Raw genomic sequence first — 578 nt, 5'->3', positions numbered from 1 at the left:
GCAGGCCGACCACTTCGCCCGGCGCGTGCTCGGCGACGCCGCCCGTCCCGACGACCCGCGCCGCGGGCGCGCGGTGGTCGGGGCGCTGCTGGCGGAGGCCGCCGTGCGCGGCCACACCGTCACGCCGCTGGCCGACGTCCTGAAGGCGCTGGAGAAGGAGCGCGTCGCCGACCCCCGCCGGGCCGTGGAGGACGCGCTCGACGAGGGCGAGGTGCTGGGCCTCACCGAGGAGCCGGAGTTCGACGAGGAGGCGTTCGACGAGGACGCCGACGTCCCCGAGCCCGAGGAGTCGCTCGGCCTCGCCCGGTGGGCGCTGGCCGAGGAGGCGGCGGCCGAGGGGTTCCAGCGGCTCAACGCGACCGCCGGGCCGTTGCTCGACGACGCCGCGGTCAAGGAGCTGCGCGCGGACCTGCCCGAGGACCGCTCGCTCGCCTTCACCGCCGCGCTGCGCACCGGCGTGACCGTCTGGCGCGGCACCGCGGACGAGCTGGCCGCGACGGCGGTCGCGCTCGTCACCGCCGCCGCGGGACGGGGCGTGCGGGCCGCGCTGGTCACCCCGACCGACCGCGCCGCCGCCG

The 578-nt window shown here is 79.4% G+C and carries 1 pseudogene; it reads left to right on the top strand.

Annotated features, from left to right (window positions below):
• A pseudogene (locus DZF91_RS22735) lies at positions 1-578 on the top strand (helix-hairpin-helix domain-containing protein); the annotation flags it as partial.

The organism is Actinomadura logoneensis (assembly GCF_003428695.1).
GTDB classification, from domain to species: domain Bacteria; phylum Actinomycetota; class Actinomycetes; order Streptosporangiales; family Streptosporangiaceae; genus Spirillospora; species Spirillospora logoneensis.
This window is presented reverse-complemented; position numbering and strand designations above follow the sequence as displayed.